Source organism: Sphingobium sp. FW305-3-2-15-F-TSA7, assembly GCF_058787155.1.
The window spans coordinates 122380-146539 of the sequence record NZ_JBYSZM010000005.1 but is presented as its reverse complement, the minus strand read 5'-3'; the positions used below and the strand labels follow the sequence as shown (position 1 = coordinate 146539).

The 24160-nt window shown below is 65.5% G+C and carries 26 protein-coding genes; 6 read left to right on the top strand and 20 right to left on the bottom strand.

Going from position 1 to position 24160, the window contains the following annotated elements; genetic code table 11:
* Window position 1: 1 nt before the first annotated feature.
* The 3 genes from grpE to AC3WN8_RS05290 are packed head-to-tail and all read right to left on the bottom strand — an operon-like array spanning window position 2 to window position 1839.
* Entirely contained in the window at window positions 2-562 is a 561-nt protein-coding gene (gene grpE / locus AC3WN8_RS05300) for a nucleotide exchange factor GrpE (protein WP_492668343.1), read from the bottom strand.
* Window positions 559-1602 carry a heat-inducible transcriptional repressor HrcA gene (gene hrcA / locus AC3WN8_RS05295; protein WP_492668342.1) on the bottom strand — a complete coding sequence of 348 codons (1044 nt, stop codon included), beginning with the start codon at window positions 1600-1602 and terminating at the stop codon, window positions 559-561. The genes grpE and hrcA overlap by 4 nt, the downstream gene beginning before the upstream one ends.
* A 42-nt stretch (window positions 1603-1644) precedes the next feature.
* Window positions 1645-1839 (bottom strand): hypothetical protein, encoded by a 195-nt coding sequence (locus AC3WN8_RS05290; RefSeq protein WP_492668341.1) that lies wholly within the window; start codon window positions 1837-1839, stop codon window positions 1645-1647.
* Window positions 1840-1961: 122 nt separating this feature from the next.
* Here AC3WN8_RS05290 and rph point away from each other — a divergent pair, with 122 nt between their 5' ends.
* The 3 genes from rph to hemW are packed head-to-tail and all read left to right on the top strand — an operon-like array spanning window position 1962 to window position 4467.
* Window positions 1962-2684: a ribonuclease PH gene (rph, locus tag AC3WN8_RS05285; protein ID WP_492668340.1), complete on the top strand. Its 723-nt coding sequence runs from the start codon at window positions 1962-1964 to the stop codon at window positions 2682-2684.
* A complete protein-coding gene (rdgB, locus tag AC3WN8_RS05280; protein ID WP_492668339.1) occupies window positions 2681-3301 on the top strand; it encodes an RdgB/HAM1 family non-canonical purine NTP pyrophosphatase in 621 nt (206 codons plus the stop codon). The genes rph and rdgB overlap by 4 nt, the downstream gene beginning before the upstream one ends.
* Window positions 3298-4467: a radical SAM family heme chaperone HemW gene (gene hemW, locus AC3WN8_RS05275; protein WP_492668436.1), complete on the top strand. Its 1170-nt coding sequence runs from the start codon at window positions 3298-3300 to the stop codon at window positions 4465-4467. The genes rdgB and hemW overlap by 4 nt, the downstream gene beginning before the upstream one ends.
* 129 nt (window positions 4468-4596) lie before the next feature.
* Here hemW and AC3WN8_RS05270 read toward each other — a convergent pair whose 3' ends face one another.
* Entirely contained in the window at window positions 4597-5235 is a 639-nt protein-coding gene (locus AC3WN8_RS05270) for a TetR/AcrR family transcriptional regulator (RefSeq protein ID WP_492668338.1), read from the bottom strand.
* A 118-nt stretch (window positions 5236-5353) separates the two neighbouring features.
* Here AC3WN8_RS05270 and AC3WN8_RS05265 point away from each other — a divergent pair, with 118 nt between their 5' ends.
* A complete protein-coding gene (locus AC3WN8_RS05265; protein WP_492668337.1) occupies window positions 5354-7747 on the top strand; it encodes a TonB-dependent receptor in 2394 nt (797 codons plus the stop codon).
* A gap of 181 nt (window positions 7748-7928) precedes the next feature.
* Window positions 7929-9128 carry a spinster family MFS transporter gene (locus AC3WN8_RS05260; protein ID WP_492668435.1) on the top strand — a complete coding sequence of 400 codons (1200 nt, stop codon included), beginning with the start codon at window positions 7929-7931 and terminating at the stop codon, window positions 9126-9128.
* A gap of 31 nt (window positions 9129-9159) precedes the next feature.
* Here the strand turns inward: AC3WN8_RS05260 and AC3WN8_RS05255 are convergent, their stop codons facing one another.
* From AC3WN8_RS05255 to AC3WN8_RS05245, 3 genes are read right to left on the bottom strand one after another with little or no spacing between them, the layout of a single operon-like run.
* Window positions 9160-10224 carry an LLM class flavin-dependent oxidoreductase gene (locus AC3WN8_RS05255; protein ID WP_492668336.1) on the bottom strand — a complete coding sequence of 355 codons (1065 nt, stop codon included), beginning with the start codon at window positions 10222-10224 and terminating at the stop codon, window positions 9160-9162.
* Window positions 10221-11132 carry an aldo/keto reductase gene (locus AC3WN8_RS05250; protein ID WP_492668434.1) on the bottom strand — a complete coding sequence of 304 codons (912 nt, stop codon included), beginning with the start codon at window positions 11130-11132 and terminating at the stop codon, window positions 10221-10223. The genes AC3WN8_RS05255 and AC3WN8_RS05250 overlap by 4 nt, the downstream gene beginning before the upstream one ends.
* Window positions 11133-11191: 59 nt before the next feature.
* On the bottom strand, window positions 11192-12448 hold the full coding sequence (locus tag AC3WN8_RS05245; RefSeq protein WP_492668335.1) for an MFS transporter: 1257 nt from the start codon (window positions 12446-12448) through the stop codon (window positions 11192-11194).
* A 120-nt stretch (window positions 12449-12568) separates the two neighbouring features.
* Between AC3WN8_RS05245 and AC3WN8_RS05240 the strand changes: the two genes are divergently transcribed.
* Window positions 12569-13609, top strand: coding sequence for a YeiH family protein (locus AC3WN8_RS05240; protein ID WP_492668334.1), 1041 nt, complete (start codon window positions 12569-12571; stop codon window positions 13607-13609).
* Window positions 13610-13655: 46 nt separating this feature from the next.
* Here the strand turns inward: AC3WN8_RS05240 and AC3WN8_RS05235 are convergent, their stop codons facing one another.
* The 13 genes from AC3WN8_RS05235 to AC3WN8_RS05175 all read right to left on the bottom strand — a co-directional run bounded on the left by AC3WN8_RS05235 (window position 13656) and on the right by AC3WN8_RS05175 (window position 23985).
* Window positions 13656-14663: a LacI family DNA-binding transcriptional regulator gene (locus AC3WN8_RS05235; RefSeq protein WP_492668333.1), complete on the bottom strand. Its 1008-nt coding sequence runs from the start codon at window positions 14661-14663 to the stop codon at window positions 13656-13658.
* 52 nt (window positions 14664-14715) lie between these two features.
* A complete protein-coding gene (locus tag AC3WN8_RS05230; RefSeq protein ID WP_492668332.1) occupies window positions 14716-15180 on the bottom strand; it encodes a MarR family winged helix-turn-helix transcriptional regulator in 465 nt (154 codons plus the stop codon).
* 34 nt (window positions 15181-15214) lie between these two features.
* Window positions 15215-16051, bottom strand: coding sequence for a 2,3,4,5-tetrahydropyridine-2,6-dicarboxylate N-succinyltransferase (gene dapD, locus AC3WN8_RS05225; protein WP_492668331.1), 837 nt, complete (start codon window positions 16049-16051; stop codon window positions 15215-15217).
* A complete protein-coding gene (locus tag AC3WN8_RS05220; RefSeq protein WP_492668330.1) occupies window positions 16052-16723 on the bottom strand; it encodes a pyrimidine 5'-nucleotidase in 672 nt (223 codons plus the stop codon).
* 63 nt (window positions 16724-16786) lie between these two features.
* A complete protein-coding gene (locus AC3WN8_RS05215; protein WP_492668329.1) occupies window positions 16787-17140 on the bottom strand; it encodes a HesB/IscA family protein in 354 nt (117 codons plus the stop codon).
* Window positions 17141-17245: 105 nt separating this feature from the next.
* Window positions 17246-17719, bottom strand: a complete 474-nt coding sequence (locus tag AC3WN8_RS05210; protein WP_492668328.1) for an SUF system Fe-S cluster assembly protein — start codon at window positions 17717-17719, stop codon at window positions 17246-17248.
* Window positions 17716-18930, bottom strand: coding sequence for a cysteine desulfurase (locus AC3WN8_RS05205; protein WP_492668327.1), 1215 nt, complete (start codon window positions 18928-18930; stop codon window positions 17716-17718). The genes AC3WN8_RS05210 and AC3WN8_RS05205 overlap by 4 nt, the downstream gene beginning before the upstream one ends.
* Window positions 18927-20039, bottom strand: coding sequence for a SufB/SufD family protein (locus tag AC3WN8_RS05200; RefSeq protein ID WP_492668326.1), 1113 nt, complete (start codon window positions 20037-20039; stop codon window positions 18927-18929). Before AC3WN8_RS05200 ends, AC3WN8_RS05205 begins: the two co-directional genes overlap by 4 nt.
* Window positions 20036-20779, bottom strand: coding sequence for a Fe-S cluster assembly ATPase SufC (sufC, locus tag AC3WN8_RS05195; protein ID WP_492668325.1), 744 nt, complete (start codon window positions 20777-20779; stop codon window positions 20036-20038). The genes AC3WN8_RS05200 and sufC overlap by 4 nt, the downstream gene beginning before the upstream one ends.
* 1 nt (window position 20780) lies before the next feature.
* Complete coding sequence (locus tag AC3WN8_RS05190) at window positions 20781-21089, bottom strand: hypothetical protein (protein ID WP_492668324.1); 309 nt, start codon at window positions 21087-21089, stop codon at window positions 20781-20783.
* On the bottom strand, window positions 21086-22555 hold the full coding sequence (gene sufB, locus AC3WN8_RS05185) for a Fe-S cluster assembly protein SufB (protein ID WP_492668323.1): 1470 nt from the start codon (window positions 22553-22555) through the stop codon (window positions 21086-21088). Before sufB ends, AC3WN8_RS05190 begins: the two co-directional genes overlap by 4 nt.
* Window positions 22555-22962 (bottom strand): RrF2 family transcriptional regulator, encoded by a 408-nt coding sequence (locus tag AC3WN8_RS05180; protein ID WP_492668322.1) that lies wholly within the window; start codon window positions 22960-22962, stop codon window positions 22555-22557. Before AC3WN8_RS05180 ends, sufB begins: the two co-directional genes overlap by 1 nt.
* A gap of 147 nt (window positions 22963-23109) precedes the next feature.
* Window positions 23110-23985: a helix-turn-helix transcriptional regulator gene (locus tag AC3WN8_RS05175; protein WP_492668321.1), complete on the bottom strand. Its 876-nt coding sequence runs from the start codon at window positions 23983-23985 to the stop codon at window positions 23110-23112.
* Window positions 23986-24160 lie beyond the last annotated feature (175 nt).

The window sequence follows — 24160 nt, the reverse complement described above, 5'->3', positions numbered from 1 at the left end:
ATCAACCCGCCTTGGCCACGCCGACCAGTGCGGGACGCAGCAGCCGATCCTTGATCATATAGCCGGCCTGCATTTCCTGTACGATCGTGCCCGGTTCGGCGTCCGCGCTCGGAATCTCGACCATCGCCTGGTGACGATTGGGGTCGAGCGCTTCGCCCAACGCGGAGATGCGCGTGATGCCGTTACGCTCGAAAACATTCGTCAGCTCGCGTCCGGTGGCTTCCAGCCCGGTGACCAGGCCCTTGAACTTGTCGTCGTCGCGAAGCTCTGCCGGGATCGCGTCGAGTGCGCGTTGCAGATTGTCGGCAACCGACAGGACGTCGCGGGCAAAGCCGGTCGCCGCATAGGCGCGGGCATCCTGCGCGTCCTTCTCCAGCCGGCGGCGGACATTCTGCGTCTCCGCCTGCGCATAGAGCACGGCCTGCTTGGCTTCCGCCAGGTCGCGTTCCAGCTTTACCAGATCGCCTTCCAGGCCCAGCGCCTCGTCATGATCCTTCACTTCGGGCGCAGCTTCGGCGGTCTCGGCGCGCAGCGTTTCGTCAAGCTTCTGTTCTTCGTTCATCCGATCAATCTCGATAATGTCTGTGCAGTGAAATCCACCATGGGAACCACGCGCGCATAGTTCAAGCGCGTCGGCCCGATCACCCCGACCACGCCGACCACGCGCCCGTCCTGCCCGCGATAGGGCGCGGCTATGACCGACGATCCCGATAACGAAAAGAGTTTGTTTTCCGATCCGATGAAGATGCGCGTCGCACTGCCCTCGCGCGCGCTGTCGAGAAGCCGCGCGATTTCCTCGGCGCTTTCGAGTTCGTCGAGCAATTGGCGGACGCGTTCCAGGTCGGCCGCGGCCGCGGCATCGATCAGATTGGCCTGGCCCCGCACGATCAGCACCGGGCGCCGTGCGGGATCCTCCGACCAGACCGCAAGCCCGCGCGCGACCAGTTCCTGCGACGCGGAATCGAGTTCGGCACGCCCTTGCCCGATCTCGCGCGCGATGCGCATCCGCGCGTCGGACAAGGTCAGGCCCGACAGCCGGGCATTCATGTAATTCGCCGCCTCGACCAGCGCGACGCGGCCCATGCCCTGGGGCAGTTCCACGACCCGATTCTCGACCGAGCCGTCGGCACCGACCAGCACCGCCAATGCCTGGCTCTCCGATAGCGAGACGAAACCCACCTGTTTCAGCACGGGCTCGCGCTTTGGCACCAGCACCAGCCCGGCGCACGCGGACAGCCCGGAAAGCGCTACGGTGGCCGCAGCGAGCGCCTCTTCGATCGGCCCGCCTCTGTCGACGCGTGATTCGATCGCGGCACGTTCCTCCGCGGAAGGCTCTGCCGCCTGCATCATGCCGTCGACGAACAACCGCAGGCCGCTTTCGGTCGGCATCCGCCCCGCCGATGTATGCGGCGCCGCGAGCAGCCCCAGTTCCTCGAGATCCTGCATGACGTTGCGGATCGACGCCGGCGACAGGCTGAGCGCCGAAAGTTTCGAGATCGTCCGCGAGCCGACGGGGGTTCCGCTCTCCAGATAGCTTTCCACGACGACGCGAAAAATATCGCGGGCGCGGTCGGTCAGTTCGGAGACGGGCGGTGTGGTCATGCCCCCGATGTAGGCGTGGTGAGCAGGATGCTCAATCCAGGTCTATTTTCTGGCAAGGACGATCAGCAGCAGGCCGGCAGCGGACATCATCGCGCCGCGCACCGTCCATTCGCGCATGTCGATCATGAAGCTGTCCGCCGGCCAGCGCACCAGCCCCAGTCCCTGCCCCATCCAGAGCAGCCCGAGCGCCACCGCCAGCGTCGCAAGCGCGGTGATCGCGAACCTGAATATCGTCATCGCTCCCCCTCCCCACGGCGCCAGTCTATCCACTTGCCGACCCTTGGAAAGCAGAATGACTGGATTGCATGCCCCAGCCGGTCTAAGGCCCGCCGCGAACCGTCATTTTCCAGGAGACCCGAATGCGCCCCTCAGGCCGCGCGCCCGATCAGATGCGTGCCATCACGATCGAACCCCGCTTCACCCGGCATGCGGAGGGATCGTGCCTGATCGGCTTCGGCGACACCAAGGTGCTGGTGACCGCGTCGGTCGAGGAACGCCTGCCGCCCTGGTTGCGCGGCAAGGGTGAGGGTTGGGTGACCGCCGAATACGGCATGCTGCCCCGCGCCACCCATACCCGCGGCAATCGCGAAGCCGCCAAGGGCAAGCAATCCGGCCGTACGCAGGAAATTCAGCGGCTAATCGGCCGTTCGCTGCGCGCTGTGGTCGATCTGAAGGCACTCGGTGAGCGTCAGATCACGCTCGACTGCGACGTGATCCAGGCCGATGGCGGCACGCGCACCGCGTCGATCTCGGGCGCCTGGGTGGCGCTGCGGCTGGCGATCGATTCGCTGATGGAGCGCAAGCTGATCGAGGTCGATCCGATCCGGCAGAAGGTCGCCGCGATTTCGTGCGGCATCCATCAGGGCGTGCCCGTGCTCGACCTCGACTATATCGAAGATTCGAACGCCGGCGCCGATGCCAATTTCGTGCTGACCGAAGACGGCAACATCGCCGAGGCGCAGGCAACTGCCGAAGGCGAAACCTATGACGAGGAAGCGCTGCTGCGCCTTCTGCGCCTCGCGCGGATCGGGTGCCGCGAGATCTTCGCGGCACAGGCGGTGGCGACCGGGCGCGCGGCATGACGATCGCGCCGCAGGCCATCCGCAAGCTCGGCCCCGGCAAGCTGGTCGTGGCCAGCCATAATGAAGGCAAGGTCCGCGAGATCGCGGCCTTGCTCGCGGGTCATGGCGTGGAACCGGTCTCGGCCGCGGCGCTCGACCTGCCCGAACCCGAAGAAACCGGCACGACTTTCATCGCCAATGCCGAATTGAAGGCGCGCCAGGCGGCCGATCTTTCGGGCTTGCCGGCGCTCGCCGACGATAGCGGCCTCTGCGTCGAAGCGCTGGGCGGAGAGCCCGGCATCTTCTCCGCACGCTGGGCGGGGCCGAAGCGCGATTTCGGTGACGCGATGCGGCTTGTCGAACAGAAGCTGGAACAGGCTGGCGAAGACGCCGGACGCGACGCGCATTTCGTATGTGCGCTCGCGCTTGCCTGGCCCGACGGCCATATCGAAAGCTTCGAAGGGCGCGTCGACGGCGTGCTCGTGTGGCCGCCACGCGGCACGCAGGGCTTCGGCTACGATCCCGTCTTCCAGCCGCTCGGCCACGAACAGACGTTCGGCGAGATGGAGCCCGAAGCCAAGCATGGGATGAGCCATCGCGCCGATGCCTTTGCGAAGCTCGTGGCGGCGATCTTCTGAGCGAGCCCCGCCCCGACGGTGCGCAGGCCGGGCCACTCGCCCTTTATGTCCATTGGCCGTTCTGCGTCTCCAAATGCCCCTATTGCGATTTCAACAGCCACGTCCGCGAGTCGGTCGACCAGCCGGCGTGGCGCACGGCGCTGCTGGCCGATCTTGCGCATGAAGCCGCGCTGACGCCGGGCCGGACGCTTGGCTCGATCTTCTTCGGCGGCGGCACGCCGTCATTGATGCCCCCCGATACCGTCGCCGCGCTGATCGACGCGGCCGCCGGCCATTGGACGGTAGCGGACGATATCGAGATCACGCTGGAGGCCAATCCATCCTCGGTCGAGGCGGCGCGTTTCGGCGATCTGGCGCAGGCCGGAGTCAATCGCGTCTCGCTCGGCCTTCAGGCGCTCGACGACGAAGCCCTCGTCTTTCTCGGCCGCGCCCATGGCGTCGCCGAGGGTCTGGCCGCACTCGACACCGCACAGGCGGCGTTCGCACGCGTCAGCTTCGACCTGATTTATGCCCGGCCGGGCCAGTCGCTTGGCGATTGGGAGGCCGAACTGACCCGCGCGCTCAGCTTCGGCACCGAACATCTCTCGCTCTACCAGCTCACCATCGAACCCGGCACGCGCTTCGCGACTTTGGCCGCCCAGGGCCGGCTCGATCCGGTCGATCCCGATCTCGGCGCCGACCTGTTCGAGGCGACGCGTGCGCTGACCGCCGATGCAGGGCTGCCGGCCTATGAGATCTCCAACCATGCCCGATCAGGTTCGGAGAGCCGGCACAATCTGACCTATTGGCGCTATGGCGACTATGCCGGTGTCGGCCCCGGCGCGCATGGGCGCCGCAACGGCCTTGCGACGATCCGGCGCAAGAAGCCGGAGAATTGGATGTCGGCGGTCGAACGGAACGGCCACGGCACCGAGAGCGAGACGCCGCTCGTCGCGGCCGAGCGCGCCGCGGAGGCGCTGCTGATGGGACTGAGACTGGCCGAAGGCGTCGACCTTGCCCGCATCGCCGCGCAGAGCGGCATCGCGCAGAGCGCGCTGGTGGACGGCAACGCGGTCGCGCATTTGTCGGCGCAGGGCCTGCTGAGGACGGACGGCAACCGGCTGACCGTCACCGACACGGGCATGCCCGTGCTCGACCGGATACTCGCCGAAATCGTAACAGTATAATCCTCCCTGAAGGGGAGGGGGACCATGCCGTTAGGCACGGTGGAGGGGTGAGCCGCGACAGCGGCGACTGCGTCGCCCAACCCCTCCACCGTCCTTCGGACGGTCCCCCTCCCCTTCAGGGAGGATTTTTTAGTTCGGCGCCAGGCCCTTTCTCAGAATCTCGTTCGCCGTCGCCGCGACGTCTTCGGGGCTGACATCCTCGTCCCAGACGCCGTAGCGCAGGCCGAGGAACACGTTCATTCCCATCACGGCCCAGGCATGAACCTCCCCGACATCGGCGCGGACCTCGCCGCGTGCGGCGCCGGCCTGCAGGCGTTTGGCGATGCGTTCGACCGAACTCGCATAATGCTGGCGATAGCTGTCGGGATCGACGAATTCCGATTCGTCGATGATCCGATAGATCTCCTTATGCTCGCGCACGAAGGTCAGGAAGGATTCGAGGCCGATCCGTTCGGCGTCGATCTCGTCGGTCGCGGCCTGTACGCGCGGGCCGACATGGTCGCGCACCTGCGCGCTCATGTCGCGCACCAGCGCGCGGAACACTTCGTCCTTCGAATCGAAATAGGTGTAGAAACTGCCCAGCGCCACGCCGGCCCGGCTCGTGATCCCGCTGATCGAACCGTCGTGAAAGCCCTTTTCTCCGAATTCCACCGCCGCCGCGTCGAGAATCGTGCGCAGCGTCCTGCGCCCACGCTCGGTACGCGGCGTCTTCGCTTCGCTGGTGGGCGACGTCCCCACTGTGTCCTTGGCGCTACGCTCGCCCGACATTTTTTCCTCCCGTCTTCAACCCAAGTTGAAACTTGGTTCAGGTTTCAGTATAGGCCCGTTTCGAACCGGCACAACCCACCAGAGGTCGAGCCATTTGTCTTGGGGAGGAGTGAAAGCCATGTCCCGTATCAATCTGTCCAGCCGCACCCTGTTCAGCCTGGGCGCCGCCCTCGCCGCGCTGTCGGCGCAACCCGCCTTCGCCCAGGACGCCGCGGCGCCCGAAGCGGCTGCCGAAGAGGATAGCGGCGACATCGTCGTCACCGCGCGTCGCCGTGAGGAAAGCCTGCTCGACGTGCCGATCGCGGTCACCGCCTTTTCGGGCGCGCAGCTCGAACGCGCGGGTGCGATCGACATCACCGATCTCGCCAACGTCACGCCCAACACCACGCTCGAGAATTCGCGCGGCACCAACAACACGCTGACCGCCTTCATCCGCGGCGTCGGCCAGCAGGATCCGGTGCCCGGTTTCGAGGCGGGCGTCGGCATCTATCTCGACGATGTCTATCTCAATCGTCCCCAGGCCGCGGTGCTCGACATCTACGACGTCGAACGCATCGAAGTGCTGCGCGGGCCGCAGGGTACGCTTTACGGCCGCAACACGATCGGCGGCGCGATCAAATATGTCACCAAGCGCCTGCCCGACGATTTCCAGGTCAAGCTGCGCGCCACCTATGGCAGCTACGATCAGGCCGACGGAGTCCTCACCGTCAGCGCACCGATCGGCGACATGCTGCGGATCGGTGGATCGCTGGCGCGGCTGTCGCGCGGCGGTTTTGGCGACAATCTCAACATTCCGGGGCTTGAGAATTACAACAAGGACGTCTGGGCCGGGCGCGGCACCGTCGAGTTCGGATCGCCCGACGACCGTTTCCTGATCCGCATTTCGGGCGATTATACTCGCGACAAATCCGATCCGCGCAACGGCCACCGGCTGATCCCCGGTCTGTTCTCGGGCGCGCCGGTGCTCGATGATGTCTATGACACGCGCGCCGGGCTCAACAGGCCGAAGCAGGATGTGGAGGCCTATGGTCTCGCGATGAACATCTCGGCGCAGCTGTCGGACGCGGTGACGCTGCGCAGCATCTCGGCATGGCGCAAGGATACCAGCTTCACACCGATCGATTTCGACGCCTTGCCGACGGTCGATGTCGATGTTCCTGCGGTCTATCGCAACGAACAGATCAGCCAGGAATTCCAGCTGCTCTACGAAAGCGACAAGCTCAACGGCCTGGTCGGCTTCTATTATCTGGATGCCAAGGCGGCGACGCTGTTCGACGTGGTGCTCGCGACCACCGGGCCGCTGATCGGCGTTCCGCTCGCCGGCGGTTTCGGACAGCAGACTCGCGGCGACGTCCGCACCGACACCTGGTCGGTGTTCGGCGACTTCACCTATGATCTGACCGATTGGGTAAGCATCTCGGCCGGCGGCCGCTTCACCCGCGACACGCGCAATTCCTATATCTTCAAGCAGAACCGCCTGGGCGGTGCCGATCCGATCTTCGGCGGCACGGGTACCGGGCTCGGCGCGCCGATCACCGATTTCCGCGGCAAGGCGACCTTCGAGAAATTCACGCCCCGCGCCTCGATCAATTTCAAGCCAAGCCGGGACCTGATGGTCTATGCATCCTATGCCAAGGGCTTCAAGGGCGGCGGCTTCGATCCGCGCGGCAGCGCGAACATCACGCCCAACACCGATGGCGTCGCCGGCCCTCCCAGCTATCAGGAGATCTACGACTTCTTCCTGTTCGAGCCCGAGGAAGTCGACAGCTACGAGATCGGCATCAAGGGATCGGCCTTCGATCGCGCGCTGACCTTCGCGCTCACCGGCTTCTATGCCGATTACAAGAATGTGCAGATCCCCGGATCGGTCGGTGTCGATGCCAATAATGATGGCGTCTATGAGGGATTCGCCGGCGTCACCACCAACGCCGCGGCAGCCAGTTTCAAGGGTGTCGAGGCTGAGGCGACCGCGCGCTTCGCTCGCGGTTTTGCAGGCGCGGGATCGCAGATCACCCTGTCCGGCACGCTCGGCTATATCGATGCCAAATATGATCGTTTCGACACGATCATCGCGGGCAAGGCAGTCGACGTTTCCGATTTCCGCAAGATCCAGAACACGCCGAAATGGACGGGCTCGGCAACGCTCGGCGCCAGTTTTGCCGCAGCATCGGGCATGATCAACGCATCGACCACCTTGTCCTATCGCAGCCGCACCACCCAGTTCGAAACCCCCAGCCCCTTTCTCGACCAGCCCGGCTATGCGCTGCTCGATGCGAGCCTGGTGTGGAATTCGGACGGGGATCGCTACTCGATCGGGCTCCACGCCAAGAACATCACCGACAAGAGATACATCACCTCGGGCTATCAGTTCGCGACGAGCGACCCGGTCACCGGCCAGCCTATCATCAATGCGGCCGGCAACATCACGCCATCGCTCGGCCGTGAGGGCATCGCGACCGCCTTTTACGGCAATCCGCGCCAGCTGTTCGTGACGCTGGGCCTCAAATTCTGATTTCTGAAATTCTGATCAGGTCAGCCTCTCCCTCCGCCGGCGGGGAGAGGCGGGGAAGGGAAAGCGTCACGTGACCGATACGGACTCCAGCGCTTCCTTTTCCGCCCCCATGCCGGACTCCCTGCCCTCTTCCCCGCAAGGGGGAGAGGGCATTTCCCGCTATCGTTTCGCCGTGCTGGCGATGCTGTTGCTGGTCTACACCTTCAATTTCGTCGACCGGCAGATCCTCGGCATCCTCGCAGGCCCGATCAAGGCCGAGCTGAAGCTGACCGATACGCAGCTCGGCGTACTCGGCGGCATCGCCTTCGCCGTGCTTTATTCGACGCTGGCGGTCCCGCTCGCATTGCTGGCCGACCGCACCAGCCGCACCTGGGTCATCACCGGATCGCTCGCGGTGTGGAGCGGCTTCACCGCCTTGTGCGGCATGGCGACGAGCTTCTGGCAACTCTTCCTCGCGCGGCTCGGCGTCGGTGTGGGCGAAGCGGGCGGCGTCGCGCCGTCCTATGCATTGATCGCCGATTATTTCCCGCCGCGCGAACGCGCCCGCGCGCTGGCGGTCTATTCGCTCGGCATTCCATTGGGCGCAGCGCTCGGCGTCATGTTCGGCGGCTATATCGCGGCCAGGGTCGACTGGCGCACCGCCTTTGTCGCGGTCGGCCTTGCCGGGGTCGTCATCGCACCGCTGTTCCGCCTGATCGTCCGCGAACCCGCCCGCGCGCCGAAGTCGTCCCAGACGACTCCGCTCAAGGCGGTGTTTCCGATGCTTGCGAAGAAGCGCAGCTTCTGGCTGCTCGCGCTCGGCGCCGCATCGAGCTCGATGCTCGGCTATGGCTTCGCGTTCTGGTTTCCCCAGCTTCTCCAGCGCAGCTTCGGGCTCGACCTTGTCCAGACGTCGCAATTCTATGGCGGGGTGCTGCTGCTCGGCGGCGTCGCCGGCGTGCTCGGCGGCGGCATGATCGGCGACCGGTTCGGCGCGCGCGATCGCGGGCGTTTCGCAAGCATCCCCGCGCTCGCCTTTCTGCTCGCCGTCCCGCTTTTCGCCGCGGGCATCCTCTCGGGCTCGGTCGCCCTGGCTTTCGCCTTGTTCATCATCCCGCAGGCGCTGGCCTATGTCTGGCTCGGTCCGGTGATCACCGCGGTCCAGCATCTCGTCCCGCCGGAAATGCGCGCGACGGCATCGGCCAGCTTCCTGCTGATCAACAATCTCGTCGGGATCGGCGGCGGCACGTTCGCGCTGGGTGCGCTCTCCGATGCGCTCACCGCGGGCTATGGCGACGGCGCGTTGCGCATCGCGATGCTGATCGCGCTGGTTTTCTACCTGCTTGCCGCATTGCTCATGGCGCTGGCGGCGAAGCCGCTGCGTGCGGACTGGGTCGACTGATCACCGCAATGACGCGGAGGGCGGGTTTTGCCTAAACCAGCGGGCCGTGATCGATCCTGGGCAGGACATGGCGCGCGAACAGGTCGGCCTCCGCCGCATGGGGGTAACCCGACAGGATGAACGCCTCGATCCCCATGGCGCGATAGCTTTCGAGCTTTGCCAGCACCTGATCGGGATCGCCGACGATCGCGGCGCCGCAGCCCGAGCGGGCCCGGCCGATGCCGGTCCATAGATTCTCCTCGGCATAGCCGTCGTCCGACGCCGCTTCACGCAACGCGACCTGCGCATTGACCCCGGCCGAGGTCGAATCGAGCGACTTGGCCTTGATCGCCGCCCCGGTCTGCGCGTCGAGCTTCGACAGCAACCGGTCGGCCGCGATACGCGCCTCCGCCTCGGTGTCGCGCACGACGACATGGGCGCGATAACCGAAGCGCAGGGTGCGGCCATGGTTCGCCGCACGCGCGGTCATGTCGGCGATGATCTCGCGAACCGCCTCCTGCCGGTCGGGCCACATCAGATAGACATCGCATCCCTTGGCCGCCGCTTCGCGCGCATCGGGGGAAAGACCACCGAAATAGAGTTGCGGCGCCTTGCCTGACACGGTGCCGATGCGCGGCGGATCGAGCTTGAGCTTCCAGAACTCGCCGTCATGGTCGAGCGCTTCGCCATTGAGCAAAGTCTTGAGGATATGCATCGCCTCGACCGTGCGGGCGTAGCGCGGCGCCGATGCCAGCGTTTCCCCCGGCATGTCGGACGAGATGATGTTGACGGTCAACCGGCCGCCCAGGATGCGGTCGATCGTCGCGATCTGGCGCGCAAGCTGCGGCGGCCAGGTTTCGCCGATGCGGACCGCCATTAGCAGGCGGATGCGCTTGACCAGAGTCGCGATCGCCGCCGCGAAGGCCGTCGTGTCGATGCCCAGCGCATAGCCGGAGGGCAGCAGGATATTGTCGAATCCGCCGCTTTCGGCTTGCATCACGATATCGCGGCAATGCTCCCAGCTCGATTTGAGTTTGGCGTCGGGAACGCCGAGAAACTCGTAATCATCGTCGCACAGGGCCGAAAACCAGCTGATCTCGCAAGCGCCCTTGGTCATGGCAGCCTCTCCCCCATCGATGTCTGCAAAACGGCGTACCATTCGGCGCGCGTCCATCTGGGCTTCAGCGCCTGTGGTATCTCCCGGATCCGGTCCGGCGTCTGGGTGCCCACGATCGGGATCGGGTGCGCGGGATGCGCCATGATCCAGCTATAGGCAGCGGCGGCGCGCGACACGCCATAGGCCTCGGCTTTGGCATCGAGCAGCGCGGCAACGGCATGGACATGATCGTCGAGCGGTTTTGCGAGGCGACCGCCGCCGAGCGGCGACCAGGCGAGCACCGCCATTTCCTCCGCCATCGCCTGATCGAGCACGCCGTCGGTGAGCGGTCCGAGCGCCAGAGGCGAGAATTCGGGCTGATGGCTGGCCAACGGAAGCGTCAGAAACTTCGCGAGCGCCGCTGTCTGCGCCACATTGTGATTGGACACGCCGATCGCGGCGATCTTGCCCGCGCGGTGGGCGTCCTCGAGTGCGCGTGCCGCTTCCTGCGGGTGCGTCAGCATATCGGGACGATGGATCTGCCACAGCTCGACACGCTCGACGCCCAGCCGTGCCAGCGATGCATCGATCGCGGACGCCAGATAGGATGCGCTCGAATCATAGGGCGTGCCCATGACGATGCCGCCCTTGGTCGCGAGTATCATCGAATCGCGCAGCCCAGGCGCCTCGGCGAACACACGGCCGAGCAAAGCCTCCGCTGCACCGAACGGCTCGCCATTGTCGGGACCGTAAATGTCCGCGGTGTCGAACAGCGTCACGCCGGCTTCCATCGCCGCTTCGACGCGTGCCTGCGCCGCGGCGACATCGTCGCCGGCGAAGCGCCACATGCCCCAGGCGATCGGCGAAACGGAAAGGCCGCTCCGGCCCAGCGGGAGCGTTGCGGGCGGTGGGGGAAGACGATCTGACATCGCTGTCATATGACATAATCCAGTCTGTTTGCAAAGAGGGGGATGCACATTTTCGGATCTCAGTGCGCGAGGATTGGCGGCGCTTCGCCCGGCAGATCCTCGTCATCCGCGACGATTCGGGGCAGGATCAGCTGGACCGCCATCAGCGCGAGCAGATAGGTCACCGCGCACACCAGCAGCATCGGCAGATAGCCATGGCCGGCATCGAGCGACCAGCCGGCGAACTCGATCATGCCCATGCCGCTGAGATTGCCGGCAAAGGCGCCGATGCCGATCGCCGAACCGACGATGCGCGCAGGGAAGATGTCGGTGGTCAGGCCGAAGACGTTGGTCGAGAAACCCTGATGCGCAAACAAGGCGAGGCCGAGGATCAGCGCGGCGATCCAGGCGCTTTCGGCATGGACGAGCAACGGCACCGGCAGGATCAGCAGCGCGTAGATCAGCATCGTCGTCTTGCGCGCGGCGTTGAGGCTTTTACCCGCCTTCATCATCCGCGCAGGCAGATAACCGCCGGTGAGCCCGCCCAGCGCCGCCATGAAATAGACGAGCGCGACCGGCAGGCCGAGCGTGCCCTGGCTCAAGCCGAACAGCCGGTGGAACAGATCGGGCATGAAGAAGAGTAGAAACCACCAGACCTGATCGGTCAGCGCCTTGGCGAGGATCACCGCCCATTGGCGCCGATCGGTCAGCAGCGATCGCCACGGGACTTTCGGTGCGGCCGCTTCGGCTGCGGCACCCGGCTGTTCGGGCAAACGCACCGCCAGCCATACCACCACCCAGACCAGGCCGAGCCCGCCCGCGATCAGGAAGGTCGCCTGCCAGCCCATCGCCAAAGCCATCAGCGGAATCAGCAGCGGCGTCAGGATTGCGCCGACATTGGGCGCGATCCCGCCGATGCCCAGTGCGATCGAGCGCTCCCGCGCGTTGAAATAGGTGGCAGCGGTCTTGACCGCCGCGGGCGTGCCGATCGATTCGGCGGCGCCAAGCACGGCGCGCGACGTGATGAATCCTGCCACCGTCGTGGCAAAGGCATGCGCCATGCCCGCCAGACTCCAGACGCCGACGCCCAATGCGAATCCCCAGCGCAGCCCGACTTTGTCGATGAACCAGCCGGTGCCGAGAAAGGCGAGCGCGGCGGAGAATTGGAAGGCCGATGCCATATGGCTGTAGTCGCGGTCGCTCCAGTCGAATTCGGCCTGGAGCGTGGGTTTGAGCAGCGCGAGGATCTGGCGGTCGACATAGTTGAGCACGATCGCGACGAACACCAGGCCGACGACCAGCCACCGCCTGCGATCGGCCATCTCCGCCTTGGTCATGCCCCTCATCCCTTCTCGACTTGTCGGCATAGGATAGCGCTGTCATAGACAAAGTGACAATGCTAAATCACAGCGTCCCGCAAAGGGCCGCCGGGGGAACGGGCAGTGAAGGACAGTGCGATGCAGCGACCGTTGCCGGCGGTGGCCGATCTATACGGTGAGCTTTACGAGCCCGCGACCGCGCCAAGGCTGCGCGACCATATCCCCGGGCTGATCGTCACCGCCTTCGCCACGCTCGCCGCCGCCTATCTTTCCGATCATTATGGCGCGCCGCTGACATTGATGGCGCTGCTCATCGGGCTGGCGCTCAATTTCCTCAATGCCGACAAGCGACTCGCCCCCGGCCTCGCCTTCGCATCGCGGACCTTGCTGCGCGCTGGCATCGTGCTGGTCGGGCTGCGCGTCACCTTCGGCCAGATGGGCGAACTGGGCCCGGCCGCGCTTGCCGCGATCCTCGTGATCGTCGGGCTGACGCTGGGCGCGGGCATCCTCGCCGCGCGCGCCTTCGGTTTCAGCGCCGCGTTCGGCACGCTTGCGGGCGGTGCGGTCGCGATCTGTGGCGCCTCCGCCGCGATGGCGCTGGCGACCCTGCTCGGCGAACGGCGAATCAGCCAGGCGCAGCTCGCTTTGGTGCTGGTCGGCGTCTCCGCGATGAGTTCCTTCGCGATGTTCCTCTATCCGATCATCGCGCACCAGGCCGGGCTGGGCGATACGGCGGCAGGCTTCATGATCGGGGCATCGATCCACGACGTCGCGCAGGCGCTCGGCGCCGGCTATTCCTTTTCGGAGCATGCCGGCGAGACCGCGGCGATCGTCAAGCTCACCCGCGTCGCGATGCTCGCGCCCGTGCTGGCCGTGGTCGCGATGTTCTTCCCACGCGACAAGGGCGGCGGCGTGGGGATTTCGGCATTGCCCTGGTTCGTCGTCGGCTTCTTCGCGCTGGCCGCGGTCAATTCGCTGATCACCGTGCCCGCGTCGGTCGGCAATGTCGCGCAGACCGGCGCCTCCGCATTGCTCGCCTGCGCGGTGACCGCGACGGGGATCCGCTCGCCGATGGACAGCCTGCTGCGCGCCGGCGCCCGTCCGTTGCTGGTGATCCTGGCCGCGACGCTGGTCGCGCTGATGCTCAGCGCGCTCGGCGCGTTTGCGCTGATCCGCTAGAAAACCACTTCCGTTCAGGCTCAGCCCGAACGGGACATGGGTGCAGCTATCCCCCGCCCGGCGGGGCGGTTGACGATCGGATGATCAATTCATGGTCGAGCCGCCGCCGCTCGATACGCTCGTCGAACGCCAGCAGCAGATCGGCAGCCGCATAGCCGAGCGCGCGGATCGGTTGGCGGATGGTGGTGAGCGGCGGCCAGACCACTTGCGCAAGATCGGTATCGTCGAAGCCCGCGACCGAAAGCGCAGCGGGCACCGCGATGCCCAGGCGATGCGCGGTGGCGAGCACGCCCGCCGCCATCTCGTCGCTGCTCGCGAAGATCGCGGTCGGCGGCCGGTCGAGCGCCAGCAACGCTTCCGCTGCTGCCGAGCCCGATTGGAGATCGAATTGCCCGGCCTGGACCAGCACGGGATCGAAACCGATGCCCGCGCGCTGGAGCGCCTGGCGATAGCCGGTCAGCCGCTGGCCGCTCGCGACATAATTGGCATGGCCCATCACCAGCCCAATGCGGCGATGGCCAAGGCCGATCAGATAGGCGGTCATGTCGTCCGCCGCCTGGACATTGTCGATGAAGGATGAGGAGGTCGCGGTCAGGTCCGTCCCCGGCTGGACACGCACGAACGGGATGCGCCGGCGTTCGAGCTCCTCCAGCGCGGGCGCGGCATCGGCGACGGGCGGCGTCAGGATGATGCCGTCGAGCTGCGCCTGGTCGATCAGGCTGCCGATATCGTCGATCAGGGCAGGCGAATGGATGTCGCAGGGCTGGACGATCATGCGGAAACCCGCTTCGCGGCAGCGCGCCCCCACCCCGGCCTGCATATTGTAGATATAATAGGGATTGGGATTGTCGTGGATCAGCCCGATCTGGAACGACCGCCGCCCGGCCAGCGTGCGCGCCGCGAGGCTGGGATGATAGTTCAGCCGTGCGACCGCCGCCTCGACGCGCAGCCGCGTATCCTCGCTGACATATTTCTCTTTGTTGAGGACGCGGGACACCGTCTTGATCGAAACGCCGGCAGCGTCGGAAACGTCCTTGATCGTCGTCCGCGTCAAAATGGCATCATCCGCTGCATCGTTGCGGCATCATCATAATCGCAATCGACGGTCATGCGCCAGCGCCCGGCGTGACGACGTCCAGCGCTGCGGCCTCGACACGGCGAAGCGTCGCCATGAAATCCGCCAGCTCGGCTTCGCTGAAATCGCGGAAGATCCGGGACTCCAGCTCGAGCGCCTTGGGCGCGACATCGGCATAGAGGGCCCGCCCCTGATCGGTCAGTGCCAGCAGGTGCGAACGACGGTCGACACGATGCGCGCTGCGCGCGATCAGCCCGCGATCGACCAGCGCGATCGCGGCGCGGCTGACCGTCACCTTGTCCATGCGCGACCGTACGCAGATATGCTGCTGCGTCACTTCCCCTTCCTCGGCGATCACCGCGATCAGGCGCCATTCGGGGATCCGCAGTCCGAACAACGCCTCATAGGCGCTGGCGATGATCTCGCTCACCACATTGGAGACGATCGAGAGCCGATAGGGAATGAAATCGTCGAGAATGAGAGGACCCTGCGTCATGGTTGCGCACGATCCCCTCTTCCGGGCCTCGCCGTCAATCCCGCAACAGTTCGTTGATGCCGGTCTTGGCGCGGGTCTGCGCATCGACGCGCTTGACGATCACCGCGCAGGCCAGGCTCGGCCCCGGCGAACCGTCGGCCAGCGGCCGACCCGGGAGCGTGCCGGGCACGACCACCGAATAGGGCGGAACCTGTCCGACGAAGATCTCGCCGGTGTTGCGATCGACGATCTTGGTGGTCGAGGTGATGAATACGCCCATCGACAGCACCGAGCCCTGGCCGACGATCACGCCTTCCACGACTTCGGAGCGCGCGCCGATGAAGCAATCATCCTCGATGATCACCGGATTGGCCTGAAGCGGTTCGAGCACGCCGCCCAGCCCGACACCGCCCGAGAGGTGGACGTTGCGGCCGACCTGTGCACAGCTGCCCACGGTTGCCCAGGTGTCGACCATCGTGCCTTCGCCGACAGAGGCGCCGATATTGACGAAGCTGGGCATCAGCACGACGCCCTTGTCGATGAAGGCGCCGCGGCGGACGACGCTGCCCGGCACCGCGCGGAAGCCGGCGGCGCGAAAGCGATTCTCACCCCAGTCGGCGAATTTCGAGGGCACCTTGTCGAACCAGTTGGCACCGCCCGGGCCCTCGATCACGACATTGTCGTTGAGGCGGAAGGAGAGCAGAACGGCTTTCTTGAGCCACTGATTGACCGTCCATTCGCCGTCGACCTTCTCGGCGACGCGCGCTTCGCCCGCATCGAGCGCGGCCAGCGCATGCTCGACCGCGTCGCGGATCTCGCCCGTGGTGCCGAAACCCAAGGTGTCGCGCGCGTCCCACGCAGCCTCGATCACCGCCTGCACGTCAGAACTCATTCATTCCCCCTCTTCAAGGACATGGTCCAGCCAATCGCCGAGATCGGCGACTTCATAATCGATCAGATCGTTCTGCGCGTCGGCACCGGCCTGTTCCGATCCGTTATTCACCCAGACGGTCGTCATCCCCAGCGCCTTTGCCGGCACCAGATTGCGCGCCATATCCTCGACGAACAGCGATTCGGGCGCCGCGATGCCGAGTGCCGCGCACATCCGTGCATAGCCCTCCGCATATGGCTTCGGTCGATAGTCGAGCCGATGGATGTCGTAGATGGTCTCGAACAGGTCATGGAGGCCGAGCTTGTCGAGCACGCGCGCGGCATAGCTGGCATCGCCGTTGGTGAAGACGATGCGGCGTCCGGGCAGCCGGGCGATGCCGTCGATCACGCGGGCGTCCGGAACCAGCCGGTCCATCGGCACGTCATGGACGAAGCGGAGGAATTCGTGCGGGTCGACCTGATGGTCGGCCATCAGCCCGGCCAGGGTGGTGCCATGGGCGTGGAAATACCCCTTCTGCACCTTGCGCGCCGCGACCCGGTCGACGCCGAGCAGTCCGCCGATATATTCACCCATCCGCGCATCGATCAGCGCGAACAGGTCGGCCGACGACGGATAAAGCGTATTATCCAGATCGAAGATCCAGTTGCGGATATGGGCGAGCGCGGGGACCATGACAGGCCGGGCGTGTAGACGAGGGGCCGGCCTGCGGCAATGGCGGTCCCCATGGACCGAGCGTTAGACGGTGAAGCTTTCCCCGCAGCCGCATGCACCCTTGGCATTGGGATTCTCGAAGACGAAGCCGGCGGTGAAATCATCCTCCACCCAGTCCATCTTCGATCCGATCAGATAGAGGATCGATCCGCCGTCGACGAAGAACAACCCGCCGGGAGTCTCGATCCGCTCGTCGAAGCTGTTGGCTTCGCTGACATAGTCGACCGAATAGGCCAGCCCTGAGCAGCCACGGCGCGGCGTCGAGAGCTTGACGCCGATAGCGCCCTCCGGAGCGTTCGCCATCAGATCGGCGATGCGCTTTTCGGCGCCAGGCGTGAGCGTCAGCGCGGCGGGGCGAATGCGAGTGGTCGTGGTCATCTCATTCCAATCCTGTCCGTCCGAGCGGAGCGCCCAACGTCCCTCGATTTCGCTCGGGACAAACGGTTTCATTCCCTTCGATCAAAGTACCACTTTGATCGACTGCTACAGCATTCCCAGTTCGAGCTTGGCCTCGTCCGACATCTTCTGCGGATCCCATGGCGGATCCCAGACCAGATTGACTTCGGCCGATCCGACACCGGGCACCGACCCGACGCGCAATTCGACTTCACCGGGCATCGATTCGGCAACGGGACAATGCGGCGTGGTGAGCGTCATCGTCACCACGGCATGGCCTTCATCGGTAATATCGACACCGTAGATCAGGCCGAGATCGTAAATGTTCACCGGAATCTCGGGATCGTAGATCTCCTTGAGCGATCCGATCACCGCTTCATAGAGATCGCCGCCCGGCTGCCCCGCGGGATCCGCGACGGGCGCCTGCGCCAGAAAGCCTTCCAGATAGTCGCGCTTGCGCTCGAAGATGTCGCGCGGCGCTTCCGCGTCATCGACGCGCGCCTTTGGCGGCTTTTCGGCCGCATCGACTTCCTCGATCTCGATCCTGCGTTCCTCGCTCACCCGAAGATCCTCGTCACTCTTTCGATACCCTTCACCAGCGCGGCGACATCGGCCTCGCTATTGTAAACGCCGAAGCTGGCCCGCGCGGTGGCGTCGACGCCCAGATGCGCCATCAGCGGCTGCGCGCAATGATGGCCGGCGCGGATCGCCACATGCCCTTCATCCAATATGGTGCCGATATCGTGGGGATGAACCCCCTCGATACCGAAGCTGACGATTCCTGCCGAATCCTCGGGCCCGAACAGCCTGACGCTGTTGATCGCGGACAAGGCATCGCGGGTCGCACGAACGAGCGCGGTCTCGTGCGCATGGATCGCCTCCAGCCCGATGCCCTCGACATAGTCGATCGCGGCATGCAGGCCGAGCGCGCCGACGATATGCGGCGTGCCCGCTTCGAAACGCGCGGGCGGGGGGGCATAGGTGGTCTTCTCGAACGTCACCTTGTCGATCATCGCGCCGCCGCCATGCCAGGGGGGCATCGCATCGAGGATGTCCGGACGCGCCCAGAGCACGCCGAAGCCGGTGGGCCCGTAGAGCTTGTGCGCGGAGAAGGCATAGAAATCGGCGCCGATCGCGCCGACGTCGACCGGCAGGCGCGGCACGGCCTGGCAGCCGTCGAGCAGCAGTTTCGCGCCGACCGCATGCGCCAGTTCGGCGGCACGGCGGACGTCGAGCACGGAGCCGAGCACGTTCGAGACATGGGCGAGCGCGACCAGCTTGTGCGCCGGGGTCAGCATCGCCTGTGCGGCATCGAGGTCGATCCGGCCGTCCGGCGTGAGCGGCGCGACGTCGATCTCGATACCGATCCGGTCGCGCAGCAATTGCCATGGCACGATATTGGAATGATGCTCCAGCATCGACAGCAGGATGCGATCGCCACGCCTGAGATGCGTCTGCCCCCAGCTCTGCGCGACGAGATTGATGCTTTCGGTCGCGCCGCGCGTGAAGACGATCTCCGATGCGGATCCGGCGCCGATGAAGCGCGCCACACGCTCGCGCGCCGCCTCGTATGCGATCGTCATGTCGGCCGAGCGCTGATAGACGCCGCGATGGACCGTGGCATAGGTCTTGCCATAGGCGCGATCGATCGCGGCGATCACCGGCGCCGGCTTTTGTGCAGTGGCGGCGGTGTCGAGATAGGCCCAGCCCGCAGGAATCGCGGGGAAATCGGCAAGATGATCGAGCGGGCGGGTATCGGCGATAACGCTCATGCCGTCCTCTCTTCGCCCGTGACGAACGGTGACTGATCGAGCCAAGCGTCCGCATCCTTCACAAACGCCTCGCGGACCTTCTCCTCGCCGATCCGTCCCAGTGCATCCGCCACGAAAGCGCGGGTGAGCAAAGCCTCTGCCTGTTGCGGGGAAATGCCGCGGCTCTGCAGGTAGAAAAGCGCATTGCGATCGAGCTCACCGACGGTCGCGCCATGCGCGCATTTGACGTCGTCGGCGAAGATCTCGAGCTCGGGCTTCAGATTGATCGTCGCGGTCCGCTTGAGCAGCAGGCCGCGCAGCGACTGTTCGCCGTCGGTCTTCTGCGCATCGCGGGCAACCTCGACGCGCGCGGCCAGGCTTGCGGTCGACCGGTCGGCGGCGACGGCGCGCCAGGTCTGCCGGCTGGAGCCGTTCTCCGCGGCATGGCGAAGGACGATCGCCGCTTCCTGGCGCTGATCGCCACGGCACAGCAGGGTGCCGCCCATTTCGGCAAAAGCGCCTTCGCCGGACAGGGTGAGCGCGGCATCGACGCGGCTGCCGGCCGCGCCCGCACCAAGGACGATGGTGACGAGGCTGGCCGCCTGTCCGATATCGGCCTCGTCGCGCAACGAGACGAAGCCGTCCGTCTGCAGCAGGCGAATCGAGCGCATCAGCCGCGCGCTCGGCGCAAGATCGATGTGCGTCAGGCGATTGGACCAGCCCGTGCCGACAAAAGTCTCGACGATGCTCGCCTGCGCATCCTCGGCCAGCGCGATCCGGCCGGGCAGATGATTGGCGCCGCCCGTGGCGATATGGACGATCTCGACAGGGCCGGAGGTCGCATGATCGACGCCCAGCGAAAGCGTCCAGCCCGTCCCCGCGGCGGCGCGACCGAGCGGATGATCGGTCGCGGCTTCGACCGCGCCGATCGTCACGCCCTGCGGATCGCTGGCATCGCCATCGAACATGCCATCGACGAAGACCAGGCGGGGACCGCCCAGGTCGAGAAGAAAGGCGGATGCGTCCGCAGCCTCGACGGCGCCGCGCGGCGCATCGACGATCGCCTCCAGCCCCGACAGATCGGACCAGCGCCACGCCTCCTGGCGTACCGAGGGAAGCGCAAGATTCACGCCGCCAGCGCTCCATAGCCTTCGCGCTCGAGTTCGTGCGCGAGTTCCTTGCCGCCCGAGCGGACGATGCGGCCGGCGCTCAGCACATGGACGAAATCGGGCTGCACATAATCGAGCAGGCGCTGATAATGGGTGATCAGCAGCACCGCCTTGTCGGGGGTGCGCATGATACGGTTGATGCCTTCGCCGACGACGCGGAGCGCGTCGATGTCGAGGCCGCTGTCGGTCTCGTCGAGAATGGCGAGCTTCGGATCGATGATCCCCATCTGCACCATCTCGTTGCGTTTCTTCTCGCCGCCCGAAAAGCCGACATTCACCGGCCGCTTGAGCATATCCATGTTCATGCCCATCGCATCGGCCTGGGCGCGCGCGACCTTGAGGAACTCGCCGCCCGACAATGGCGGTTCGCCGCGATTGCGCCGCTGGCTGTTGAGGGCTTCGCGCAGGAACTGGACGTTGGAGACGCCGGGAATCTCGACGGGATATTGGAAGCCGAGGAACAAGCCTGCCGCAGCGCGCTCGTGCGGCGCCATCTCGAGCAGATCCGCGCCGTCGAAGGTGACGCTGCCGTCGGTGACCTCATAGCCGGGCCGGCCGCCGAGCACATAGGACAGGGTCGACTTGCCGGCGCCGTTGGGGCCCATGATCGCATGGATCTCGCCGGGATTGAGCGCGAGCGTCAGCCCCTTGAGGATCGGCTTGCCGTCGACTTCGGCATGGAGGTTCTCAATCTTAAGCATTTCAACCTTTTCCCGACCGCACGCGTGCGGCGAATTCTTCCAATATCGCGGGCTTGCGCGCGTCGATGCAGGCCCGCATCGCGTCGGCGGCGACCTTGCCCTGCTTCGCGCATTTCGCGGCCGTCCTGCACAATTGCGCATCGACCGCGGGGCTGCCGCTCGATGCGCTCAGTCCGCATGCGAACTTGCCCTTCGCATCGCGGCTCAGGATCACCGACAGGGCCTGAAGGCGGCGTCCCATCACGACGATCTCGTCCTCGGCCGCCACGGGAGCGGCCTGCAGCATCACCGCCGCGACGATCCAGATCACCCGACGCTCCCTTCGAGGCTGATCCCGAGCAGCTTCTGCGCCTCGACCGCGAACTCCATGGGGAGCTGTTGCAGCACTTCCTTGGCGAAGCCGTTGACGATCAGCGCCACCGCGGCCTCCTGATCGAGGCCGCGCTGCATCGCGTAAAAAAGCTGGTCGTCGCTGATCTTGCTGGTCGTCGCCTCATGCTCGATCTGCGCGCTGGGATTGCGCACTTCGATATAGGGCACGGTATGCGCGCCGCATTTGTCGCCGAGCAGCAGGCTGTCGCACTGGGTGAAGTTGCGGACATTCTCGGCGGTCGGACCGACGCGGACGAGACCGCGATAGGTGTTGTTCGAATGGCCGGCGCTGATTCCCTTCGACACGATGGTCGAGCGGCTGTTCCTGCCGAGATGGATCATCTTGGTGCCGGTATCGGCCTGCTGGCGGTTGTTGGTGACCGCGACCGAATAGAATTCGCCGACGCTGTTCTCACCCGCGAGCACGCAGGACGGATATTTCCAGGTGACGGCGGAGCCGGTCTCGACCTGGGTCCAGCTCACCTTGCTGTTGCGCCCCTGGCAGAGCGCCCGCTTGGTCACGAAATTATAGATGCCGCCCTTGCCCTCGGCATCGCCGGGATACCAGTTCTGGACAGTCGAATATTTGATCTCGGCATCGTCGAGCGCGACCAGTTCGACCACGGCGGCGTGAAGCTGGTTCTCGTCGCGCATCGGCGCGGTGCAGCCTTCGAGATAGGAGACGTAGCTGCCCTTGTCGGCAACGATCAGCGTCCGCTCGAACTGGCCGGTATTCTCGGCATTGATCCGGAAATAGGTGCTGAGCTCCATCGGGCAGCGGACGCCCTCCGGGATGTAGACGAAGGTGCCGTCGGAAAAGACCGCGCAATTGAGCGCGGCGAAATAATTGTCGTGCTGGGGCACGACCTTGCCCAGCCACTTCTTCACCAGATCGGGGAATTCGCGGATCGCTTCCGAGATCGAGCGGAAGATGACGCCCGCTTCCTCCAGCTCCTTGCGGAAGGTGGTGGCGACCGAGACGCTGTCGAACACCGCGTCGACCGCGACCTTGCGCGCACCCTCGACACCGGCGAGCACTTTCTGCTCCTCGATCGGAATGCCGAGCTTGCGATAGGTCTCCAGGATCTCGGGATCGAGTTCGTCGAGCGATTTCAGCGACGGCTTCTTGCGCGGCTCCGCGTAATAATAGGCGTCCTGATAGTCGATCGGCGGGATCGAGAGCTTCGCCCAGTCGGGCGTTTCCATCGTCAGCCAGTGGCGATAGGCCTTCAGCCGCCATTCGAGCATCCATTCGGGCTCGTTCTTCTTGCCCGAGATGAAGCGGACGGTGTCCTCGTTCAGTCCCTTGGGCGCGAAATCCTGCTCGACGTCGCTGGAGAAGCCCCATTCATACTGGCTGGCCTTGTCGGCAGCGGCCTGGGCTTCGGCATTTCTCGTGGCCATTACGCGGCTCCCGACAGGCTGGCGAGGCTGACCCCGGCCAGCGCGCCGCGAACCGCGGCATTGGCGACATTCATATGCGGCTTCACATGGCAATGCGCTTCGCGCGCGCAATCATGGCTGCCATGTTCGGTGCAGGCGGTCATCGCGATCGGCCCTTCGACCGCCTCGACGACATCGGCCAGGCTGATCGCCGCGGGCGGGCGCGCCAGCCGGACGCCGCCGCCGGTACCGCGGCTCGATTCGAGCAGCCCGGCCGAGGACAGGCGGCTCACGAGCTTCTGCGCGGTGGGCAGTGGAATGCCGGTTTCGGCGCTCAGCGTCGTCGCGTTCATCTTGCGGCAGCCGCAATTGCGCGCAGCCGCGGCCATCATCACGACGGCATAATCGGCAAGGCTCGACAGGCGCATTGTTGCGAATGACTCTCAATCGGATTGATTCGTTCCGATTGGGCATATGGCGACGTGAGGCCGGTCGATCAACCCTTAAGAGATGGCCCGCACGGGTCGGAGCATCGCCGTCAGTCCGGCTTTCGCCGGAATGACGCAGGGGGTGGTCTATGTCTGATAGATGATGGGATCCACCTGCCCCGCCAGTTCCGCGCGCTTGAGCGTCAGGCGCGCCAGCGTGGGCAGATCGTCCTGGAAGCGGCTTGGCGTCACGCCGGTGAATGCCTTGATCTCGCGGATGAAGTGCGACTGATCGTAAAAGCCCTGTTCGATCAGGTCCGCCATTTCGGCTTCGCCCCGTGCCAGGGTGATCGCCGCGCGCAAGGCGCGATATTTGCGCGCGAGCAGCTTGGGCGGCGCACCATAGAGTTTCTTGCACTGCCGCTCGACATGCCGGCGCGACAGGCCGAGGCGCGCGACCAGATCGTCGACCTGTGGCGACAGGGAGGTCGCAAGCCATTGATCGACGATGCGTGTGAAGGCGAGCGGCGCCTGATCGATCCGCCGCGCCAGATCGAGCGTCATGCGGTTGCCGATCGCCACTTTCGCCTCCAGCGTCGGAGCCGCGCGCAGCTCCGCCATCACATCGACAAGGCCGGGCCCGAAAAGATGCGTCGCATCGATCGCGCGATTGACCAGGGTCGACGCCTCGATTCCCATCAACGCGCCCCAGCCGGCGGGCAACAGCCCGGCGCCGAACACATGGACCGGCCCGGTGACGCGGATATGGGTGTTGCCCGTGGTCGGCCCGACGATCGCGATCGTCGGCGCCGCCTGTTCATGGCCGTCGGCGAAGCGATAGGCGCCCTCGCCCGCGAGCATGAAACGGAATTGCGCGAAATCGGCGCGTTCCTGATCCTCGAACACCGGCAGATCCGCACGGAATTCGTAGAAGACGGAGAGATAATCACGCAGTTCTGGGCATGGGGCGGCATAATCGAGCGAGACCGGCGAAGGCGCGGCCTGGTCTGCAGTATCGGTCATGGCGTCCCCAGCTTCGCCGACGCGGATGCGTCTGCATTCCCCATCAAACGCACGAAACGGGTTTGCGGCCAAGGTCAAGGCGGATTTGGCACAAAAAAAGGCCCGGCCGGACAAGCCGGCCAGGCCCGATAAGTGAAAGAACTCCCGATCGGGAGCCCTTCGGGTCGCCCAATGG

Excerpts from the sequence above, each read along its gene's own strand:
- grpE (WP_492668343.1), bottom strand. The coding sequence starts at position 562 with ATGAACGAAGAACAGAAGCTTGACGAAACGCTGCGCGCCGAGACCGCC.
- hrcA (WP_492668342.1), bottom strand. The coding sequence starts at position 1,602 with ATGACCACACCGCCCGTCTCCGAACTGACCGACCGCGCCCGCGATATT.
- AC3WN8_RS05290 (WP_492668341.1), bottom strand. The coding sequence starts at position 1,839 with ATGACGATATTCAGGTTCGCGATCACCGCGCTTGCGACGCTGGCGGTG.
- rph (WP_492668340.1), top strand. The coding sequence starts at position 1,962 with ATGCGCCCCTCAGGCCGCGCGCCCGATCAGATGCGTGCCATCACGATC.
- rdgB (WP_492668339.1), top strand. The coding sequence starts at position 2,681 with ATGACGATCGCGCCGCAGGCCATCCGCAAGCTCGGCCCCGGCAAGCTG.
- AC3WN8_RS05270 (WP_492668338.1), bottom strand. The coding sequence starts at position 5,235 with ATGTCGGGCGAGCGTAGCGCCAAGGACACAGTGGGGACGTCGCCCACC.
- AC3WN8_RS05265 (WP_492668337.1), top strand. The coding sequence starts at position 5,354 with ATGTCCCGTATCAATCTGTCCAGCCGCACCCTGTTCAGCCTGGGCGCC.
- AC3WN8_RS05260 (WP_492668435.1), top strand. The coding sequence starts at position 7,929 with ATGCTGTTGCTGGTCTACACCTTCAATTTCGTCGACCGGCAGATCCTC.
- AC3WN8_RS05255 (WP_492668336.1), bottom strand. The coding sequence starts at position 10,224 with ATGACCAAGGGCGCTTGCGAGATCAGCTGGTTTTCGGCCCTGTGCGAC.
- AC3WN8_RS05250 (WP_492668434.1), bottom strand. The coding sequence starts at position 11,132 with ATGTCAGATCGTCTTCCCCCACCGCCCGCAACGCTCCCGCTGGGCCGG.
- AC3WN8_RS05245 (WP_492668335.1), bottom strand. The coding sequence starts at position 12,448 with ATGACCAAGGCGGAGATGGCCGATCGCAGGCGGTGGCTGGTCGTCGGC.
- AC3WN8_RS05240 (WP_492668334.1), top strand. The coding sequence starts at position 12,569 with ATGCAGCGACCGTTGCCGGCGGTGGCCGATCTATACGGTGAGCTTTAC.
- AC3WN8_RS05230 (WP_492668332.1), bottom strand. The coding sequence starts at position 15,180 with ATGACGCAGGGTCCTCTCATTCTCGACGATTTCATTCCCTATCGGCTC.
- dapD (WP_492668331.1), bottom strand. The coding sequence starts at position 16,051 with ATGAGTTCTGACGTGCAGGCGGTGATCGAGGCTGCGTGGGACGCGCGC.
- AC3WN8_RS05220 (WP_492668330.1), bottom strand. The coding sequence starts at position 16,723 with ATGGTCCCCGCGCTCGCCCATATCCGCAACTGGATCTTCGATCTGGAT.
- AC3WN8_RS05215 (WP_492668329.1), bottom strand. The coding sequence starts at position 17,140 with ATGACCACGACCACTCGCATTCGCCCCGCCGCGCTGACGCTCACGCCT.
- AC3WN8_RS05205 (WP_492668327.1), bottom strand. The coding sequence starts at position 18,930 with ATGAGCGTTATCGCCGATACCCGCCCGCTCGATCATCTTGCCGATTTC.
- sufC (WP_492668325.1), bottom strand. The coding sequence starts at position 20,779 with ATGCTTAAGATTGAGAACCTCCATGCCGAAGTCGACGGCAAGCCGATC.
- sufB (WP_492668323.1), bottom strand. The coding sequence starts at position 22,555 with ATGGCCACGAGAAATGCCGAAGCCCAGGCCGCTGCCGACAAGGCCAGC.
- AC3WN8_RS05180 (WP_492668322.1), bottom strand. The coding sequence starts at position 22,962 with ATGCGCCTGTCGAGCCTTGCCGATTATGCCGTCGTGATGATGGCCGCG.
- AC3WN8_RS05175 (WP_492668321.1), bottom strand. The coding sequence starts at position 23,985 with ATGACCGATACTGCAGACCAGGCCGCGCCTTCGCCGGTCTCGCTCGAT.